The organism is Bacillus sp. JJ1764 (assembly GCF_036962145.1).
Classification (GTDB): Bacteria; Bacillota; Bacilli; order Bacillales; family Cytobacillaceae; genus Neobacillus.
In genome coordinates this window covers 1-3,473 of the sequence record NZ_JBALNY010000132.1, presented here as the reverse complement: position 1 = coordinate 3,473, position 3,473 = coordinate 1, and the positions used below count along the sequence as shown (strand labels likewise).

Annotated in this window: 5 protein-coding genes; 1 reads left to right on the top strand and 4 read right to left on the bottom strand. The window is 35.2% G+C overall.

Annotated elements, in window-relative coordinates; genetic code table 11:
* Window positions 1-62: 62 nt before the first annotated feature.
* Entirely contained in the window at window positions 63-281 is a 219-nt protein-coding gene (locus tag V7083_RS17900) for a Fur-regulated basic protein FbpA (RefSeq protein ID WP_335480427.1), read from the bottom strand.
* A gap of 34 nt (window positions 282-315) precedes the next feature.
* Window positions 316-648: a hypothetical protein gene (locus tag V7083_RS17895; protein WP_335480425.1), complete on the bottom strand. Its 333-nt coding sequence runs from the start codon at window positions 646-648 to the stop codon at window positions 316-318.
* Between the two features lie 375 nt (window positions 649-1,023).
* On the opposite strand from V7083_RS17895, the gene V7083_RS17890 reads away from it, so the two are divergent.
* Entirely contained in the window at window positions 1,024-2,016 is a 993-nt protein-coding gene (locus V7083_RS17890) for an acyltransferase family protein (RefSeq protein ID WP_335480423.1), read from the top strand.
* A 43-nt stretch (window positions 2,017-2,059) separates the two neighbouring features.
* On the opposite strand, the gene V7083_RS17885 is transcribed toward V7083_RS17890, so the two are convergent.
* Both V7083_RS17885 and V7083_RS17880 read right to left on the bottom strand, forming a co-directional pair.
* Window positions 2,060-2,542 (bottom strand): DUF456 domain-containing protein, encoded by a 483-nt coding sequence (locus V7083_RS17885; RefSeq protein WP_335480421.1) that lies wholly within the window; start codon window positions 2,540-2,542, stop codon window positions 2,060-2,062.
* Between the two features lie 63 nt (window positions 2,543-2,605).
* Window positions 2,606-3,415: a C39 family peptidase gene (locus V7083_RS17880; RefSeq protein WP_335480419.1), complete on the bottom strand. Its 810-nt coding sequence runs from the start codon at window positions 3,413-3,415 to the stop codon at window positions 2,606-2,608.
* Window positions 3,416-3,473 lie beyond the last annotated feature (58 nt).

The window sequence follows — 3,473 nt, the reverse complement described above, 5'->3', positions numbered from 1 at the left end:
AATTTGCCCTGATTATAAAAAATATACCCGACAATAGTCGGGTATATTGAATGATTCTGCGTTTACTCTTCTATTACATTCTCGTTATTAGTCAAATGAATGGAACTAAAATTAGTATGAGGATGGTTTAGCGCTCGAAACCTTCTATATTCATGTTCTAGCTCTGTTAGTGACAACTCATAAAGAACATGATCTTCTTTTTCATAAACATCAAATGCAATCAATTTTTCAATTATTTTTCTCCGCTTTTTTTCCACAGCATTCCGAAGTATATTTCCCACCCAAAAACACTCCTTTTCCTTCCAAAAATTCATTTCACTTTCCTCGATTATTCATAAATTCATTTAATTTTTTAGTAAGCCCGCCATGACCAAAACGGAGTATTTTTTCTTGAATTTGCCCACGTCTTTCTTCCTTAACAAATTCTAAAAATGCCAACAGCTTAATTCTCCGGTAATGAATGTGCACAACCCCATAGTCATAAAACCATTGTTCAATCGTATTATAAACACCTCTATTGATCTGATATTTTTGGTTGCACCAAGCAAAAAATTGTAAATCCGGCAAATTGAGATAGTGGCTAGAATCGAAGGAATAGTGTGTTTTTGTAGTAGAAAATGGCACCACTTTCACCTCTTGAGCTGGCATTTATGTCACCCTCCTTCTAGAACCTTCATTGGTTTTGTTTTCTAGTAAGAAACAAAAAGGCTCCGTATACGCGTAAAGCGTAACGAAGCCTTTGGGTTTCCAATCGACTATTTTTCATTTGATTGTATTACCTAAATATTACTCCAATTAAACCAATAAGTAAAGTGTGAATTAAAATTTTTTTCTGATTTTTTGACGACCACTTATACCATACACTGAGCTCGGGCTATTTGCATTGCGTTTTCTACGTCAAAAGGGTTTTTCTTAAGGTTTTTTTAAAGTTTCTATTATAGATTTGTAACATTCATCTAGTAAAGTAAAGAGGGTAAAACCATTGAATGACAATAAAAATCGTATCTGGAGGTGTTCATAAATATGGATTCCTCTAAAAAAAGGAGTCTTTATTTTGACAACGCTAAATTTATTTTGATATTTTTGGTGGTCTTTGGACATGTTATTAGTCCATTAAAAGACAACAATAAGATTCTTTTTACACTATATTCAGTTATTTTTCTTTTTCATATGCCAGCCTTTATATTTATATCTGGGTATTTCTCAAAAGGATTTCATAAAAAGGGTAATTTTATAAAAACAGTTAAGAGAGTCCTGATACCCTATTTGATTTTCCAGTTCGTCTATTCTATTTTTTATTATGTGTTGGGGCAAGAATCCACACTTAAAATTGACCTTTTACACCCCCACTGGACATTATGGTTCTTACTAAGTTTGTTTTATTGGAATCTTTTTCTATATGCTTTCTCAAAATTAAAATGGGTTGGATTAGGTATAGCAGTTTTCATCGGTATCGGGATTGGTTATTTTGACCAAATAGGCAGTTATCTTTCGCTCTCAAGAACATTTGTGTTTTTTCCGTATTTCCTCTTCGGATTTTTATTGGATTCCAAGCATTTGAAGGTAGTTAAAAAAGTTAAGCATTCCACTATTATTGGATTTACAGTCCTTCTTATTACCATGGTATTGTTTGCTTTCCTTTTTCCGAAGGATGCCATTCCCTGGCTACTGGGTGATACTTCTTATGCTAATTTAGATGTAAAAGGAATTGGACTTACAAATGGGATTATTCGTGCATCGCAATATATACTAACAGTTATTGTTATGTATGGATTTTTAGCAATGGTACCGACAAAAGGATTTAAAATGACAGACATTGGCCAAAGAACATTATATGTCTATCTATTACATGGATTTATCATAAAAACAATCCAAGTTATTATCTCTGACGATACGTTAAATAATCTGGCCAATCAATACCTGATGCTGATTGTATTTTCATTAGGGCTATGTTTATTGTTAGGAAACTATTTTATCCAAAAATATACGCGGCCGTTAATTGAATTAAGAATATAAAATAAAAAAGAGTGCATCCACTCTTTTTTATTTATACCCGTTATTAAAAAATCACATCAACCACAAACACGGCAATCATTATCAATTGAATCAGCACTTTCGCCACGGTTCCGCTTAAAAAGGCAATTAAGACGGCAAACGCCACTTTAACGGATTCGAGGAAGGATTTCTTTTGCACGATTTCAGCCAAAAGCACCAATGCAAAAGGGACGATAATAATTCCAAATGGAGGAATCACAAAGCCGCCAACTATTAACCCAATGGTTGCGGCCCGCTTCCCCCAAATAGACCCCCCCGCTTTATCAACAAAATGGAGGTTTGCTAAATAATCTGCCAAGAATAAAACAATGGTCAATAGCCCAAGCATGGTCCAGGTGATCCAGGAAACTTCATCCGGGTTAATACCAAAATGATATAGAATAACCCCTCCCCATATCAGTAATACTGACGGGATAATTGGATAAATCAATCCAACAAAGCTAAAGACAAAACAAGCAATGATGATGATCCAAAAAATTATTGTCAAATTCTAATCACCTCATTGTTATCATATCCTTTGAAGAGAAAAAAAGCGATGGCATTCACACCATCACAACTGATAACTTACCGCTTGCTGCCCCATTTGAACCCATGAGGCTTCGAAACTGGCCCTTGGAACTGACTTGTACGATTGATCTGATAACGGGTCATTTATATAAATATATTGATTGTCATAACCAACTACTAACACACTATGCTCTCTATAAGTTATCTGAACACTCCCCGTTTGTGTATTCCAAGCGCTGAATTCGCTTTGAGGGAGCGAGGTAAATCTAGAATTTGTTATAACCCACACAGGAGATCCTTGATTAATCATATTATATACAGAATCTATATCTTCACCAGTTAAATCTATGATTCTACCTGGTAGATATTTCTCTGCCAAATTTGCAATCGGAGTATGGTAGACCCCATAGCCCGGATGATCAAACGAGTACATGTCCCCTACAAATCCCACATTTGGGTTCCCATGCAATCCACTTTGATCACGGAATGGAATGGTATTTATTTCTTTTGCCAAAGTCATTTTATCAACTGAAGTTCCCTCATATTGGAGAAGCATTGCTAGACTGGTTACTTCACATCCCCGCGGTAGTTCAGGCAGCTGTTGGATGTGTGCTACCCCACTAATGACAATTTTTCCGTTCTGATTTAGAACTTGTGTTTTCGTTTGATTTTGGGCTTCATTTTCCTGAGTTGCATCTGAATTGGAAACCTCTTTTACTTCTAGGATATTTTCTGTATTTTTATCGCTAGAATTCGTTGTTTTTGTTGTAAGATTTGGTTTTTGTGCCTGAACATAGCTTACACTGACCAGGATCCCTATAGTAAATAAAACCGCAAGAATTTTACCTTTCACATTTATGCCTCTCTCACCTTTAATATATTAATGGCATCCTATCACCTCAACCTTAAAT

What these genes read in the sequence shown, in the direction of transcription:
- V7083_RS17895 (WP_335480425.1), bottom strand. Translation starts at nt 648, where the DNA reads ATGCCAGCTCAAGAGGTGAAAGTGGTGCCATTTTCTACTACAAAAACA.
- V7083_RS17890 (WP_335480423.1), top strand. Translation starts at nt 1,024, where the DNA reads ATGGATTCCTCTAAAAAAAGGAGTCTTTATTTTGACAACGCTAAATTT.